The 15,620-nt window shown below is 53.5% G+C and carries 10 protein-coding genes; 4 read left to right on the plus strand and 6 right to left on the minus strand.

What is annotated here, in order from left to right:
* On the plus strand, positions 1 to 1,329 hold the full coding sequence (locus ACYVHX_RS11435) for an anthranilate synthase component I family protein (RefSeq protein ID WP_460671770.1): 1,329 nt from the start codon (positions 1 to 3) through the stop codon (positions 1,327 to 1,329).
* A gap of 394 nt (positions 1,330 to 1,723) precedes the next feature.
* A complete protein-coding gene (locus ACYVHX_RS11440) occupies positions 1,724 to 3,595 on the plus strand; it encodes a DEAD/DEAH box helicase (RefSeq protein ID WP_460671771.1) in 1,872 nt (623 codons plus the stop codon).
* 207 nt (positions 3,596 to 3,802) lie between these two features.
* Here the strand turns inward: ACYVHX_RS11440 and ACYVHX_RS11445 are convergent, their stop codons facing one another.
* The 3 genes from ACYVHX_RS11445 to apaG all read right to left on the minus strand — a co-directional run bounded on the left by ACYVHX_RS11445 (position 3,803) and on the right by apaG (position 6,481).
* Positions 3,803 to 5,158, minus strand: a complete 1,356-nt coding sequence (locus ACYVHX_RS11445; protein ID WP_460671772.1) for a monooxygenase — start codon at positions 5,156 to 5,158, stop codon at positions 3,803 to 3,805.
* A 124-nt stretch (positions 5,159 to 5,282) separates the two neighbouring features.
* A complete protein-coding gene (locus ACYVHX_RS11450; RefSeq protein ID WP_460671773.1) occupies positions 5,283 to 6,056 on the minus strand; it encodes an O-methyltransferase in 774 nt (257 codons plus the stop codon).
* Between the two features lie 38 nt (positions 6,057 to 6,094).
* Positions 6,095 to 6,481, minus strand: a complete 387-nt coding sequence (gene apaG, locus ACYVHX_RS11455; protein WP_460671774.1) for a Co2+/Mg2+ efflux protein ApaG — start codon at positions 6,479 to 6,481, stop codon at positions 6,095 to 6,097.
* Between the two features lie 187 nt (positions 6,482 to 6,668).
* On the opposite strand from apaG, the gene ung reads away from it, so the two are divergent.
* A complete protein-coding gene (gene ung, locus ACYVHX_RS11460; protein WP_460671775.1) occupies positions 6,669 to 7,334 on the plus strand; it encodes a uracil-DNA glycosylase in 666 nt (221 codons plus the stop codon).
* A gap of 8 nt (positions 7,335 to 7,342) precedes the next feature.
* On the opposite strand, the gene ACYVHX_RS11465 is transcribed toward ung, so the two are convergent.
* Positions 7,343 to 8,950 carry a DUF5060 domain-containing protein gene (locus ACYVHX_RS11465; RefSeq protein ID WP_460671776.1) on the minus strand — a complete coding sequence of 536 codons (1,608 nt, stop codon included), beginning with the start codon at positions 8,948 to 8,950 and terminating at the stop codon, positions 7,343 to 7,345.
* Between the two features lie 235 nt (positions 8,951 to 9,185).
* Here ACYVHX_RS11465 and ACYVHX_RS11470 point away from each other — a divergent pair, with 235 nt between their 5' ends.
* Positions 9,186 to 12,026 carry a glycoside hydrolase family 95 protein gene (locus ACYVHX_RS11470; protein ID WP_460671777.1) on the plus strand — a complete coding sequence of 947 codons (2,841 nt, stop codon included), beginning with the start codon at positions 9,186 to 9,188 and terminating at the stop codon, positions 12,024 to 12,026.
* A gap of 94 nt (positions 12,027 to 12,120) precedes the next feature.
* Here the strand turns inward: ACYVHX_RS11470 and ACYVHX_RS11475 are convergent, their stop codons facing one another.
* Together ACYVHX_RS11475 and ACYVHX_RS11480 are read right to left on the minus strand one after the other, a co-directional pair.
* A complete protein-coding gene (locus ACYVHX_RS11475) occupies positions 12,121 to 13,701 on the minus strand; it encodes a glycoside hydrolase family 28 protein (RefSeq protein WP_460671778.1) in 1,581 nt (526 codons plus the stop codon).
* Between the two features lie 137 nt (positions 13,702 to 13,838).
* Positions 13,839 to 15,611 carry a RagB/SusD family nutrient uptake outer membrane protein gene (locus ACYVHX_RS11480; RefSeq protein WP_460671779.1) on the minus strand — a complete coding sequence of 591 codons (1,773 nt, stop codon included), beginning with the start codon at positions 15,609 to 15,611 and terminating at the stop codon, positions 13,839 to 13,841.
* Positions 15,612 to 15,620 lie beyond the last annotated feature (9 nt).

The following is a 15,620-nucleotide window of genomic DNA, read 5'->3' on the forward strand; positions in this document are numbered from 1 at the left end:
ATGGCCACCCTGGGTACTCGTCAGGAGCGCACTTTTTGCCAGAAATCAATGGACTCGCAACCCGTTGGTTTCTGGCAAAAAAAAGCCCTGAACTGGGCCATGCGTCAGTATGACCACCTCGTTTTTTTCGACAACAATCGCGCCCGGCTTCCCGGTTTGTCCCTCCCTTTCGGCCCCTTTCCAAATCGACTTGCCGCTGGCCTGTACCAGCCCGTCGAATTTTCGGTAGACGCTGACCCGTTTGATGCCCTTCTTAGGCACCATCAGCAGCAGCCAGATTTTCTGGTTGGCTATTTTGGCTATGACCTGAAAAACCGGATTGAAACCCTGACGAGCCGGCATCCCAACCGGTTGGATTCACCGGAAATTTATTTTTTCCAACCGCTACACCTTATTGATTTTGAGGCAGAAGGGGTAACAATCCGGTCGTGGGAAAACCCGGATGCGGTTTTTGCGGCTATTTCGGCAACTTCGGCCGAATCGGTTCCGGTGGGGTTCGGTTCGGGCCCGAAAATGAAAAACCGGGTTTCGCCGAAACATTACCGCCAGACAGTCCGGCAAATTCAGGAAGACATCCGGGAGGGTACGGTTTATGAACTGAATTACTGCATTGAGTTTTACGCCGAAAACGCCGTCCTCGACCCCTTGTCGGTTTTCCACTCCCTGGGCGAACGCTCGCCGATGCCTTTTGCCCACTTTCAGCGCATCCGGAATCAGTATGTCATGGGTGCCTCACCCGAGCGGTTTTTAAAGAAAGAAGGAAACCGGCTTATTTCGCAACCCATCAAAGGCACCATCCGGCGCGGCAAAACGGCAGAGGAAGATGCGCAACTTCGGCAGCACCTGCGGAGCAGCGAAAAGGAACAGGCTGAGAATTTGATGATTGTCGATCTGGTCCGGAACGATCTGGCCCGCAGTGCCCAAACCGGCACGGTGCAGGTGGACGAACTCTTCGGGGTCTATCCGTTTCAGCACCTGTACCAGATGATTTCGACGGTATCGGCCACCGTACCGGACGACCTGCCGTTCACCGACGCCATCCGCCACGCTTTTCCGATGGGCAGCATGACGGGCGCGCCCAAAGTCCGGGCGATGGAGCTGATTGATCAGTACGAAGCCAGCCGGCGGGGTATGTACTCCGGTGCCGCCGGTTTCATCACCCCCGAAGGCGATTTTGACCTCAATGTGATGATCCGGAGTTTGTTTTACAATGCCGAAAACCGGCGGGTATCCTTCTCGGTCGGCAGCGCCATTACCTACGACGCCGACGCCCAGCAGGAATACGAGGAATGTTTGCTGAAAGCCCAGGCCCTCTTGTCGGTAATCTAAAACCGGGTTCACAAAAAAATACAATTAAATACAGACCCCACTTGCTATTTCTAAAAATTCTTCTTACTTTTGCAACAGTTTCAAGCGGACATCCGTCCGATCTCTGTAACAGAACGCTTCATGAGCTTTTTTCTTTTACCGCAGAGCAGCACGGATGTCAACCGGAAAGGGGTTTAAACATTCGTTGGGCGCATCTGTTGGGGCAATTGCATTGGTGAAACATTTCACTTTGGGCTAAGCTGGGCATTTTCGGGGGTTCCTTCACGAGTGTATCTCAAACACATAGTACGTATCGTTTACCGATTTTTCGCAATCGGACTGCATGGCCGTGCAGAGCGAGCACTCCTGCCGATTAAACGCTTGTATTGGTTCATTTTAAAAACTCTTACAAGTTATGACTCCTGAAATCACAGAACAGGAACTGAGTACCAAACCGGCTGCTCCGCAACGGACATTCGCCGATTTGAACGTATCCGATGACATTTTACAGGCGGTTACCGAAATGGGTTTTGAGCATCCCTCCCCCATTCAGGCCGAAGCCATTCCGCCCATTCTCGACGGTCGTGACGTGATCGGTCAGGCGCAGACGGGAACGGGAAAAACCGCAGCCTTCGGGATTCCGGCTATCGAGATGATCGATGTGACTGAACGTCATCCCCAGGTGCTGGTGCTTTGTCCGACCCGCGAGCTGGCGCTCCAGGTTGCTGACGAAGTGCGTAAATTATCCAAATTTAAACGCGGTATTCGGGTCGAAGCCATTTACGGTGGCGATTCCATTGACCGCCAGATCAAATCACTGAAAACCGGGGTTCACATCGTGATCGGAACGCCGGGCCGCGTGATGGACCACATGGAGCGCCGGACGCTGAAGCTGGACAACATCAAAATGATGATTCTGGACGAAGCTGACGAAATGCTCGACATGGGTTTCCGCGAGGACATCGAAGGCATTCTGGAAGATATGCCCGAAGAACGTCAGACGATTCTGTTTTCGGCCACCATGTCGAAACCGATCATGACGATCACGCAACGGTTTCAGAAAGACCCGGTTTTGGTGAAAGTCGTTAAAAACGAGCTGACCAACCAGAACATCGAGCAGGTTTATTTCGAAGTAAAACCGAAAGCCAAAGTCGAAGTGATGTGTCGCTTGATTGACACCTATAACCTGAAACTGCTGCTGGTTTTCTGTAATCAGAAAAAACGGGTTGACGAAATCGTCGAAGATTTGCAGGTCCGGGGGTATCAGGCCGAAGGCTTGCACGGCGATCTGCGCCAGGCGCAACGCAACAACGTCATGTCGAAATTCCGTTCGGGGGTTACCAACATTCTGGTAGCAACTGACGTTGCCGCCCGTGGAATCGACGTGGACAACGTGGACGCCGTAATCAACTACGACATTCCGCTGGACGAAGAATATTACGTACACCGCATTGGCCGGACGGGCCGCGCCGGTAAATCCGGCAAGGCGTTTTCGCTGGTCGGTCGGGACGAAAAATACCGGTTCCGCGAAATTCAGAACTACACGAAAGTTCGGGTGGAAAAAGGGGTGATTCCTTCGTTTGAAGACATCGTCGGTCTGCGGAAAGCCCGGTTTATCGAGCAGGTTCAGCAAACCATCGAGAGCAGCGAAGACCTGAATCTGTACGAGGACGTGCTGACGGCTTTGCACCACAGCGGTTTTTCGACCGAACAAATTGTGTCGGCGCTGGTGAAACGCGGCATGGGCATTGAGAAAAACGAATTCTCGGATCAAAACCTGGGCCACGACGATGATCGTCGGGGAAACCGGGAAGGTGGCCGGTTCGGCGACCGGGATCGGGGGGGCCGCGAAAGCTCAGGTCGTTTCGGCGACCGGGGCGGCCGGAACGAGAGCACAGGCCGGTTTGGCGACCGGGGTGGCCGCACTGAAAGCGCGGGCCGCTTTGGTGACCGTGATCGGGGTGGCCGGTTCGGCAACCGCGACGAAAACCGGGGGGAAGGCCGTCGGTTTGAGCGCGACGACCGGGAGCGGGTTCCCCGCGAACGGGAAGCGAACATGACGCGCCTGTTTGTCAGCGTGGGCCGTCGGGATTTCATCCGCCCGGGCGACATCGTGGGTGCCATTGCCGGGGAAGCCAATATTCCGGGCAGCAGCATTGGTCACATTGACATTTTTGACAAGCATACGTACGTGGACGTCCCGCGTGATTTCGCCAATCGGGTGGTGGATGTAATGGAAGGAAATACCATTAAAGGCAAACGGGTTCAGATTGAAATTGCCCGGTAATTCCCTTTAAATCTGGTTATAAAAAAACCGCTCTGCACCAGAGCGGTTTTTTTATTTTCATTTCAGTAAAAGCAGCCGTACCCGAATAAAAAAGATTTTAACTCAACAATGTAACATGACGAATGCCAACTATAAACGGTATGGAGCCGGGATTACTTTTACCATCATTATTCTAAATTTTATAGACACCAATTTGTTTTCGCCGTTTTATTCTTCCAGATAGTACCCAAAAATAATTCCCATTTCGTCTTCACTACTCAGACCAAAATTGACGGTTTTACCGGTGGTATTATTGTACGTAATTTCCGATACCAGTGCATCGCCTTTGGCCAGTTGAACGGGGGTCGTAAAGGTGGTGATTTCGGGATGTTCCCAGTCCGTGGAGGTATAAATGATTTCGCCGTTGCGGGCACCACCTTTGATTCGGATGACAAATTTCTCCCCCAATTTGTGCGTATGCGAAGTCAGAACCAGCACCTTAACCGGTTTCGACATGGTGAACGTCTTGGTCAGCGTCACCCGTTTATTGGCCGGAATATCGAGGTCGGTATTGTTATAATCCATGGTTTTCACCACGTTCTTCACCTTTGCTTTGTCGGTCGTATATAAATTCATGTAAACCTCCCCCGTGAGGGAGCTCGCGGTTTTGTTTACATAATGCGAATTCATATCCATTGTGGCATTGGCCGGCACGGGTAAAGCCGTCCCTTCCGGAAAAACATAATTAACATACGGCGATTGTACGCCAATAAAATACACGTGATTTTGCATCGAAAGCGCCGTTTGAAGATTGTAGGAATTGTCCGGATTACGCAAATCCCGAACCTGATTCATGGCGGGAAGATTCTGGCTATTCCGAAAATTATACGCCACAAAGTGGTGGCTATTCGGTCGCATTTTAACTTCAAACCGGTTCACGTAAACATCCTGCGAATTGCCAATTGATTTTCTGACAAATAACTCCCGTTCAAAATTGGGCGCAACCGTAAAAGGCTCCAGCCGAACCTGAAAACCGTCGGCAGCGGCCGGAGCTTTCAGCGCTTCAAAATTCTCCGCAAGTGAACTGGGCGTTTTGTCATCCAGCAGGGTCGAATCCACGACGCTGCCGGTTTGGGGGGCGCCGGCTTCAATCCAGCGCCGGACAAATTCGATCTGCCCGACCGTCAGCAGGTCTTTGCCGAGCGGCATCGGATTCCCGTAATTGGCTCCACTGTGGTGACTCGCTGCGGCATTGAGCTTGTGATAGAGCAGGCTTTCAAGGGCGGCAAACGGCTTCACCCGCAGCAACCCATTGGCTTTTGCGGTGGCGTTCGTTGAGGCCACACCCACCAGATTTTTATAGGCCTGACCGGTTGCCAGAACCAGTCGATGCTGGTTGAAGGTCGCGTCGGTTTCGGACGAATGACAGCCCGAAGTGGCGCAGGTTGGCGTCAGAATCCGGCGCTGCAACTGGTCGAAGCTGGCAACCGCTGGCGTCGGTCCCGTCCCGTCGTTGGCTTGGTCAGCCGCTTTCTGACACGAGACAATCACCGCAACCAGGCTCAACCCGACCAAGAAACGCAATGTAAATGATTGAAAATCAGACTTCATGAAACAGCCAGGCTATCGTGAATACGCTCAATTACTCCCATAAAGGTATCTGAATGATAACGCGAAGAACCGGTTCTTATTTCCGGCTCCGACCGGGTTAAAACGTCAGGACAAAATCCTGTTTAGGTTGCTCTTTTCTAAAAAATACTAACCCGATGTAAAACAGATCAATCGCAACAGTTACCTCCGGATGGGCTTTAATAACCGTCCAGGCCTGCTCCATTTCGTCGGACCAGTGAATATCGTCAAAAATAAAACAGGTATCGTTGTGAATTTTCGGAAGGCAGGTTTCAAAATACCGTACGGTGGGCTCAAACCGGTGGTTGGCATCGAAAAAAGCAAAATCAATTGTCGAAACCGTCTTTAAGCGTTCACCCAGCGTGTGATCAAGATTCCCGGTGATAATTTCAATGTTGGTGCGATTCAGTTTCTGAAAATTGCGGGCGGCCACGGCTGCGGTCTGCGGACATCCTTCAAACGTCAGAATCCGGGCCGTTGGAGCCGCTGCGGCTTCGTACAAAGTCGTGATCCCCAGCGACGTTCCCAGATCAACAATGGTCTGGTACCCAAACCGCTGGATTAACCGGTACATCAACCGACCGAAGCGGGCCGGTTTCTGGGAATTCTTCGCAATGTCCCGAATGGCCCGTTCGCGCGCTGCGTTGATGCGGGAGCCCGCGCCAAAATCCGTAATCTGGATCTTCCGCTCGTCTTGCAGCAATTCCCGCTGCAAGGCACGAATGGGGACAAACGCGGGTTCCTGCGGATTATCGGAACGGATGAGCCTGGAATAAAGATCGAATAAAAAAGGCGAATGCAGGGAATGCGCATTGCGGGCCTGCAAAAGAAAATTCAGATAAGCACGAATCAAGCAAGCAAAACCGCCAGGGCGGACATTTAGCAAAACAATTAATTTAATCGGTACGGAACCACCATCGTAAACTCCGGGATGTTCACCCGGAATTGCTTTCCATCGACAATTCGTTCCATCAGGTAGGTGCCGCCCATTTTGCCCAGGCTCGAGCGCAGGTTACAACCCGACACATATTCGTGCACCTCACCCGGTTCCAGAACCGGCTGCTGACCAACCACGCCCTCCCCTTCCACTTCCCGCGCCGAGCCGTGGGCATCGTAAATTACCCAGTGCCGACGCAGCAACTGAACCGTCGATGAGCCGCCGTTTTCAATCGTAATCCGGTAGGTAAAAACGTAATGCGCCTGCGACGGGCTGGAATATTCCGGCTGGTATTCGGTCATCACACTGACCTTGACGCCTTCGGTAACTGCCGATATCATTCGAATAGCCTTTGGTTAACAACCTTAAAACGAAAATTATATTTAAGAGTTTATAATTCCAAAAAGGCCCGCCAATTATTTTCGGTTTGGCCTACATTTGCCCTGGCTGCGGTCCAAAGGCTTCCGCTGGCACTTCTATTTAAACAAATTCACGGTTTCATCGCTTACATTCCCTAAATCCACTTGTATGAAGGTTGTTATTGAACCCGCCTGGCAGGAGCGCCTGCACACCGAATTTGAAAAACCGTATTTTCAGAAGCTCGTCGAGTTTGTGCGGGTCGAGTATATGACCCAACGATGTTATCCGCCGGGGAAGCTGATTTTCAATGCCTTTGATAAATGCCCGTTCGATCAGACGAAAGTTGTTATTCTGGGACAGGACCCCTACCACGGCGAAGGACAGGCCAACGGACTCTCGTTTTCGGTCAACGATGGCATCACCAAACCGCCTTCGCTGGTCAATATTTTCAAGGAAATTCAGGACGATCTGGGCATTCCGGTTCCGAAATCCGGGAATCTGGAACGCTGGGCGGTGCAGGGCGTGTTGCTGCTGAACGCAACCCTGACGGTTCGGGCCAGCCAGGCTGGTTCGCACCAGAACAAAGGTTGGGAAACCTTTACCGATGCCGCCATTCAGCACCTTTCCAACGAAAAGGAAAACCTGGTGTTTCTGCTCTGGGGCGCCTACGCCCAGAAGAAAGGGGCCATCATCGACGACAAAAAACACCTCGTTCTCAAATCCAAACACCCCTCGCCGATGGCGGCACAATGGGGCGGCTGGTTTGGCAACAAACATTTCAGCCAGACCAATGAGTACCTGAAAAGCAAGGGACTACCGGAAATTGCGTGGTAAAAACCGGTTCACTCCTTCACCCGTGTCAGCCGGATGGCAAGGTACGGTTTGGCGGGCAGCCGGATTTTCTTTACCGTTTCGTCGTAAAGGCGATAATTTTGTACCTCACCCAGCTTAAACGTCTCCGAAAGCGGAGTAATGGTCATGTTCCAGGTGTCGATCAGTTCAGCTTTGAAAACCGTGCCGGCAGCGGGTGCGCCTTTTTTCGGCAGGTTAAAGACCCATTCCGTCGGCATTTGCTTTCCAAAATAAATCAGGTAATGCGCGCTGTCCGACTGGCAGGTCTGGTGGTCTTTCCACGGATCGGCCAATTGCAGCGGGCCGGGTTCTTCTTCCAGCAGTTTGCGCAGAAACGCAATCCGGGCCGGACTCTGGCCGTGAAACCGCCCACCTTCCGCCCAGAAAATGGTGTCGCCCGGCGTCCGGTACGTTTCGCCGTGCGTTACATACGTGCCGGCAATGACGCCCTGCCAGAACGTCTCGGTCATTTCTTCGGCACTCAGTCGCCCCCAGCGCTGCGGCAGATTCCCTTCGTAACAGACTTCGTCGTAGACTACCGGTTTTCGGTAGGCGTCGCGTAACAAAACCGCCCTTCCAAAATCCTCCACCACCGACCCGTTCTGGATGCTGACGTGCGTGTAATACGGCTTCCAGTTGTCGAAATACTCCGTTCCGTTGTGGATCGAACAGAGGTGGTGAAACGGGTCGGCTTCCACCACGGCTTTGCTGTAAACATCCCAGTCTTCCCGCGATTTGTTCTTGATAAAATCAAACTCATTCGCCAGCGACCACCAGACGTTCGGGTAGGCCGACAGCCGGGCAACCAGGTATTTGATGTAAAACAAATCGTTCTTCATCCCCATGCTGTCGAAGCCCCAGCGGCCTTTGTCGTACGGATGAAAAATGATCAGGTCGGCTTCGATGTTGAGCTTCGCCAGGTCCGCAATACGCTTTTCAAGGTGCCGAAAAAAAACGGGATTAAAGCGCGTAAAGTCCCATTCATAGTGGAGGGTTCCGTCGACGCGTTTGCTGCGGTTTTTCGCCTGATAGGCAAACAAGGCCGGTTCATCCTCCACGTAACTGTACGTTTTCGGAAAAACACACATCCGGATTTTGTTGAAAGGCGCGGTTTTCAGCGTGTTTAGCGTCTGTTCCTGCAAAGCTTCCGACTGGTGCGTCCAGGCGTAGGCGGTGGTCCCGAACGGGTAGTACGGTTTTCCGTTGGCGTACTGAAAATGGTACATATTCCAGACCTTGACGGGGCCGTGATTGGCCGCCGAAGGGGCACGACAGGCCAGCGTTCCCCGTTTGCCGGTCAGCGCCTTAACATTGCTGGCGGTTCGGTACGACCATTGGCCGACGCTATCCGGCATAAACCGGATTTTATACACGCCTTCCCCATCGTAAAAACCCGTAACCTTGATTTTTTTAGCGCCCAACGAAAACTCGGCGGAAAGCCAGACATCCGTGAACGGATTACCGCCGGATGGCCCCGCCAGGGAAATCTCATAAAGTCCCCATTTTTCAACGGTAGATTCCGGGGCAGCCGGTTGCGCAACGAGGGTGAACGGTAAACAGAGGATCAGAAAAAACCGTATGAAAGCCAGACCGAACATGAGGTAAGGAGAGTTTATCAGCCAAAACGTAAAACCGGAGTTCAGGAAAAAAACCGGTTTTCTAAAGTTCGGGAAGATTTTCGGAATGCCGATCAAAACGGACAAAATGATACATATCCCCGCTAAAATGCTATAGAAGTGAAGGCGTATAAAACCAATTCTTTGTAATTCGAACGAGATGTAATGACAATCGGTAGGGCTCCTTTCGGCGTTCGGCCGGATGGAACGGGAAAACATGAAAAACCGCAGAATCGCTTTATACATTATCGGGTGTTGGTCCGTCCTCAGCAATCTGCAGGCTCACCAACCGCTTAGACTCTGGTATCAACAACCCGCCCGTCAATGGGTGGAAGCCCTGCCGATTGGCAACGGGCGGCTGGGCGGTATGGTGTTTGGCGGCATCGAAACCGACCGGATTCAGTTCAATGAAGAAACCCTCTGGACGGGCGAGCCGCGGGAGTATCAGCGGGAAGGAGCCTTCCGGTCTTTGCCCCACATTCGCCAGCTGCTCACCGAAGGAAAGCAGGCCGAAGCCGAAAAACTGACGCAGGAGCAATTCATGGGTCGCCACAGCAACGAAGCCAATTATGCGTCAGAAAAAACCGCCTGGTTTGCCAAAATCCGTGAGCTGACCGCGCTGAAGTGGAATCCGGCTGCGGTTTTGGGGGATGATCGGACCTGGAAAACCATGCCGGTTCCGACCGTCGAGGGCTGGGAAAAAACCAGTTTGGAAGGGTTGGACGGCGCCGTCTGGTTCCGAACCTCGTTCGACTTGCCCGCAAGCTGGGCCGGCAAAGACGTGGTGCTGGATCTGGGCCGAATCCGCGATCAGGATTTTACCTACCTGAACGGCGAACTGGTGGGTTCCGACGAAGGCATTACTAAAAACCGGCGGTACAAAATTCCGGCATCCCGGCTCCGCGCGGGCACAAATCAGGTGGCGATTCAGGTGATCAACTGGTTCGACAAAGGCGGTTTTATCGGCGTCAAAACCGGGCAGCCAACGTTTGTGGTATATCCGGAAGGCCGGCAACCGGCCGAGGGCGTGCCGCTCGCCAAACCGTTTCGGTATAGGATTCAGGATGACCAGCCACCCCAGCAGCCGCGCTATCAGGCCGATTACCAACCCTTCGGCGATCTAAAGCTGCGGTTTATTGAACCAAAGAAAGTGACCCAATATCAACGCGAACTGGACCTGACGAGGGCTATTTCCCGCGTCTCGTATGCCGCCGACGGGGTCCATTATATCCGGGAATATTTTGCCAGCGCTCCCGACCAGCTCCTGGCCGTTCACCTGACCGCCAGCCGGCCGGGTCAGATTAGTTTTGAAGCCTCGCTGGAAAGTCCACACCACGGTTCGACGGTGCGAAAAATTGATCATCAGACCATTGCTTTGTCGGTTCAGGTGAAAAATGGAGCCTTGAGAGGGGAAAGTTGGCTCCAGATCCGCACCAGAAAAGGAACAATCGTGGTTTCCAACGGAAAACTGATTGTCACGAAAGCCGACGAAGCCACGTTGTATCTGACCGCCGGAACGAATTTCAAGAATTATAGGGATGTTTCCGGTGATCCGGCTTCGCTGTGTCAAAAACCGCTCCTGGCCGTTCGGACGAAGGACGTTACGGCCGTCAAAACCGATCACATCAAGGACTACCAATCGAATTTCAATACCTTATCGCTGGATCTGGGGCACACGCCCACCGAGAACCTTCCCACCGACAAACGCCTGAAACGGTTCGAAACCGCTTCCGATCCGTCACTGCTGGCTTTATACCTGCAATACGGGCGGTATTTATTAATTTCCAGTTCACGCCCCGGCACGCAACCGGCTAATTTACAGGGCATCTGGAACGACCAGCTGACCCCGCCCTGGGGTAGCAAGTATACCACCAACATCAACCTTGAGATGAACTACTGGCCCGCCGAAATGCTCAACCTGTCGGCCTGCCACGAACCGCTGCTGAAGGCCGTTGAAGAACTGGCCGAAACGGGCCGAAAAACCGCCCAGGCACACTACAATGCGCGGGGTTGGGTGCTGCACCACAACACCGATCTCTGGCGCGGCACGGCCCCCATCAATGCTTCAAACCACGGGATTTGGGTAACCGGCGCGGCCTGGGTCTGCCGCCATCTGTGGGAACGGTATCGATACACGCAGGACCGGGCGTTTTTGCAAAACCGGGCGTATCCGATTCTGAAAGATGCCGCCCGGTTTTTTGTGGATTTTCTGGTCAGCGACCCCAAAACCGGCTGGTTGATCAGTAGTCCGTCCAACTCGCCCGAACACGGCGGTCTGGTGGCGGGTCCGGCGATGGACCATCAGCTCATCCGCGATCTTTTCAACCATTGTGTGGCCGCCAGCGAAGTTCTCGAAACCGACATGCCTTTTCGCGATTCCCTCAAAACGCTTTACGCCTGGCTGGCACCCAATCAGATCGGCAAACGCGGTCAGTTGCAGGAATGGCTCCAGGATGTCGACGATCCCAATGATCACCACCGCCACGTCTCGCACCTGTGGGGGGTTCACCCCGGCACCGATATCAGCTGGGACGAAACGCCCGAGCTGATGAAAGCGGCCCGGCAGTCGCTGCTGGAGCGGGGAGACGATGGCACCGGCTGGAGTCTGGCCTGGAAAATCAATTTCTGGGCCCGTTTCCGCGATGGCAACCACGCCTATAGCATGCTCAAAATGCTCCTGCGCCCCGCCATTTCTCCGGATGGTGTGGCGGGTGGCGGCTCCTATCCCAACCTATTCGATGCACACCCGCCGTTTCAAATCGACGGTAATTTTGGCGGGGCTGCGGGCATCGGTGAACTCCTGCTGCAAAGTCAGGGTAAATTCATCGACCTGCTGCCGGCATTGCCCACCGCCTTACCGACCGGTTTTATCCGCGGGATTTGCGCCCACGGCGGTTTTGAACTGAACATTCGCTGGCAGGATGGGAAACTAACGGAAGTAGAACTTAACTCGAAAGCCGGACTGGCCTGTACGCTGCGGTACGGCAACCAAGCCATCCTGTTGGTGACGGAAAAAGGAAAAACGTACCGGCTGAATGGGGAATTGAAGGTTTTGTGACATGGAGGAAAGAGAATGTATAATGAAGAACGTCGAAAAGGAATCCAACGATACACCCTTTTACATTCGACATTTTACATTTAACCTTCTCAACCTATTCAATCTTCAGGCTTTCCGCTTTCCCTTCGTTTAAAACCGGCGTTTTGACGTGCCGGAAATTGTTGCCACTGACACTGATCTGCTGGGTTTGTTCTCCGTTCAATTTCAAAAATACGTCCGTACCCGGTTTTGGAAAACAGTCGTACACGAAGGCATCTTCCACGTTCGTCAGTTCCACCACCGGCGTATCCGGAAGCGGACGGGCGGTTTTTACACCGTCGATTTCCAGCGTTTGGACTTTTTCGGCAACGATGGCCGGGCCGGTTTTGGTGCTGACAGTGACGTTGTGAAACGCGATGTTCCGGGCCTCTTTGATCGCAAATCCGGTTTCGGAATTTACCGTCAGATCATTGAACGTGATGTTCTCGATGGGCATTTCTTCCAGTCCGTTCAGAAAACCGGCTTGCCTGGCCTCGGCGGTGATGTTGCTGAAATGGATGTTCCGGAAAGCGGGCGTCCGTTCCGAAACCGGTTCGGGCTTCGTTTTGGCGTATTGCATGTCGAGTACGATGGCCTGTTCCCGGATGTTCTTCATAATCACGTTGTCCACCCGGATGTCCTCCACCACGCCCCCGCGCCCCCGGGCGGTTTTGATGCGGATTCCGCGGTCCGTTCCGTCGAAAATGCAGTTGGAAATGCTGATTTTCCGCACTCCGCCCGACATTTCGCTGCCAATGACCACGCCCCCGTGCCCCGACAGCATGGTGCAGTTCGTAATTGTGTAGTTCTCGGCGGGAATGTTCATCTTCCGGCCGGCCCGGTCTTTGCCGGACTTGATGGTGATGCAGTCGTCGCCCACGCTGATGTGGCAGTTGGAAATGTGCACGTACCGGCACGATTCGGGGTTGATGCCATCGGTGTTGGGAGAAGGCGGATTGGTGATCGTGACGCCCGTGACGGTGACGTTTTCGCAGAATTCCGGGTTTACGGTCCAGAACGGCGAGTTGCGGATGGTGATGCCCTCGATGAGCACGTTTTTGCAGTGCATTGGCTGAATGAACGGCGGGCGCAGAAACCCTCGCTCCACCCAACCGGGCAGGTCGGGCCGCAGGATGTCTTTATTGAGTCGGTGAAATTCATCCTGCCACTTCGATCCGGGTGAATTTTTGACCGTTACTTCCGAATATTTCCACCATTTTTTTCCGTGACCGTCGATGCTTCCCCGCCCGCGAATGGCGATATTTTCTGCTTTGTACGCGTAAAAGAGGGGCGAAAAATTGGTCACGTCCGTGCCTTCCCAACGCGAGGAGACCATTGGCAGGTAATCATCGAAATTGTCGCTGAAATGCAGCTCGGCCCCGGCGTCGATCAGAATCGTGATGTTGCTTTTCAGATGAATCGGGCCGGTTTTGTATTTGCCCGGCGGAAAATAAATTGTGCCACCACCGCCTTTGGCCGCCGTTTCAATGGCTTTCCGGACCGCCGTCGTGGCCAGTTGGCTGCTATCATTCCTGGCCCCGTATTGAAGCACGTTGAAGTACGTTGCGGGTTGGGCCAGCGCGCCCATCCCCGTCAGAACCGATAGCCAGCTGATTAGAAAAAAACCGTATTTCATGGCGTATTGCGAATGCCCCATTTTTATAGTTTATAAAAGAATACCCCGAAGCTAAACGGGATTTACACGGTGCCGTGCAAATCCCGACCAACATAGATTGAGTAAGAGAGATGGTAAGTGGTTCTGAGAGCCATAATAAGCCAACTTCCCCTGTTTGCTTACTTCAGCGGATCGAACGAACCGCCCCAGGTGGTGTTCTGGATCAGTTTGGGATTGTTGTCGATGGCCGTCTGCGGGATGGCAAAGAAGTAATACGCCGGTTTCCAGTTGATTGCGTAGCGGGTATCGAGTTGTTTGAACTCCAGCGTAAAATAATCCGTGTAGGCTTTGTCCAGGCTGACATTGTCGCGGCTGGTGGCGAAATCGGCCGGGACGCCGGTTGTTTTCAGGCTAATCGTTACCCCGGTCCGGCGGGTGCCGTTCAGGGTTTCTTCGATCAGTTTCCAGCGCCGTAAATCCCAGAACCGCTTGCCTTCGAACGCAAACTCAATCTGCCGTTCGAGCAGAATGGCCTCAAACAGTTCGGCGCGCGTCATGGAGGCTTGCAGCCCGTACAAACCATCGGTTCCGGCTTCGATGCCCGCCCGCTTTCGGATGGCTTTCAGGTGCGTATAGGCTTCGTCCAGTTTGTTTACGCCAACGGCACTTTCGGCCAGATTCAGCAACACTTCCGCAAACCGGAGTTCGATCCAGTCGGTGCCCGAAAACTGAACATCGCCAACCGCAGGAGTCGGGTTTACGGCTTTTCGGGTGTAAAAACCAGTGTTGGAGGCTTTGGCTTCGACGGTTTTTCCACCCACAAAATACGTCCAGAGCTTGTAGGAAGTGTTGCCGTTCAGCGGCCAGTTCACACCATTATAGGCAATGGTCTTGTCGAAGCGCGGGTCCCGGTTTTTGTAGAACGACTGATCGGCATACTTGTATTTGGTCGATTCACCCGGTTTTTTGCCGTCGAGCATCGGGAAGGCTTTGACCATTTCCCACGATGGCTGGTTGGAACCTCCGCCGGTTCCGGCATACGACGGACGGGTCGCGTTGTCGTAGCCGTTGTTTTTCCGCGTCTGGTCACCCGTTGCGGTGTTGAAACCCGTCACCAAAACCGCTTCGGGGTTGTTGACTTCCTGAAACCAGAGTTGGTCGAACGACGCGTGCAGGCTGTACCCGTTGGTCGTCAGCAGGTCATAAGCCTGTTTGTTGGCATCGTAGGAAACCTGCCATTTGGCTGCCTCATCCGTCGGGTTAAACTGGGGGCTGGCGGCAGTCAGCAACACCCGGCCTTTGAAAGCAGCCGCCGTTCCTTTCGTAATTCGGCCCCAATCGCTTGAATTCCAGCGGCCGGGCACCGATGCAATCGTCGAATCCAGGTCTTTGACGATGGTGGCAAACGTTTCGGCGGTGGTATTTCGGGGCAAAAAAGCCTGATCGCGCGCTTCGACGCCCACAGCCGCCAGCGGAGTCAGGACCAGCGGCACCCCGCCATACAGGCGGACGAGCTCAAAATACCGCCAGGCCCGGAAAAACTGCGCCTGCGCCCGAAGCTTGTTCTTGGTGAATTGCGGCAGCGTTCCGCCGTTGACATCACTCAAAAACATGTTGATCACCCGGATTTTTCCGTAATTGTTTTTAACATCCAGCGATGTTCCGAAATCACCCACTTCGTTGACGAGCAGGGTGCCCTCCAGCACTTTACTTTCACCGAAGGATTCGTCCGTCAGGCTGGTAATGCTTGGACTGCCCGGCCCCAGAGTCGGAATGCCTAACGGCAGGTTCTGGTCGTAGATGTAATCGAGACTCATCTGCGTGAGCGTCGAATCGTTGAAAATCAAGGCCCCGCTGGTTGATCCGAGGTCGGTTTTGTCCAGCACATCGGTGCAACTGGCGAGCGCCAGCGCCGAGCCGAGAACGGTTAGAATTTTTGGCAGATTTTTCATGGTAGCGGT

The organism is Larkinella ripae (assembly GCF_054780775.1).

Bases quoted from the DNA above. Each gene is read 5' to 3' on its own strand.
- ACYVHX_RS11435 (WP_460671770.1), top strand. From the start codon at position 1: ATGGCCACCCTGGGTACTCGTCAGGAGCGCACTTTTTGCCAGAAATCA.
- ACYVHX_RS11440 (WP_460671771.1), top strand. From the start codon at position 1,724: ATGACTCCTGAAATCACAGAACAGGAACTGAGTACCAAACCGGCTGCT.
- apaG (WP_460671774.1), bottom strand. From the start codon at position 6,481: ATGATATCGGCAGTTACCGAAGGCGTCAAGGTCAGTGTGATGACCGAA.
- ung (WP_460671775.1), top strand. From the start codon at position 6,669: ATGAAGGTTGTTATTGAACCCGCCTGGCAGGAGCGCCTGCACACCGAA.
- ACYVHX_RS11465 (WP_460671776.1), bottom strand. From the start codon at position 8,950: ATGTTCGGTCTGGCTTTCATACGGTTTTTTCTGATCCTCTGTTTACCG.
- ACYVHX_RS11470 (WP_460671777.1), top strand. From the start codon at position 9,186: ATGAAAAACCGCAGAATCGCTTTATACATTATCGGGTGTTGGTCCGTC.
- ACYVHX_RS11475 (WP_460671778.1), bottom strand. From the start codon at position 13,701: ATGGGGCATTCGCAATACGCCATGAAATACGGTTTTTTTCTAATCAGC.
- ACYVHX_RS11480 (WP_460671779.1), bottom strand. From the start codon at position 15,611: ATGAAAAATCTGCCAAAAATTCTAACCGTTCTCGGCTCGGCGCTGGCG.